The sequence below is a fragment of the Roseibium sp. RKSG952 genome, assembly GCF_009711355.1.
In genome coordinates this window covers 1-281 of sequence record NZ_SMMF01000134.1, presented here as the reverse complement: position 1 = coordinate 281, position 281 = coordinate 1, and the positions used below count along the sequence as shown (strand labels likewise).

Annotated in this window: 1 protein-coding gene; it reads right to left on the bottom strand. The window is 56.9% G+C overall.

Annotated elements, in window-relative coordinates:
• A partial coding sequence (locus E1297_RS00310) for a C-terminal helicase domain-containing protein (RefSeq protein WP_155132539.1) occupies positions 1–281 on the bottom strand: 281 nt, incomplete at both ends.

Here is a 281-nt window from a genome sequence, read left to right as displayed (position 1 = left end):
TTCAAAGCACATACCGTATTCACCAACCGCACCTGCTCGATTGTTTCGCATTTGGCTTCGCGCAGGCGCGGACTGCCAAACACCAACGCCAGCCCCTTCGCGCGGGAAATGGCAACATTGATCCGGTTGCGGGAAAACAGGAATTCCATGCCGCGTGCCGTTTCTTCGGCAGATGATGCCGTCATGGAAACAAGGCAGATGGGCGCTTCCTGCCCCTGAAACTTGTCTACCGTTCCCACACGGATCGCATCCGGCAACGCTTCTCGAAGCGCATTGACCTG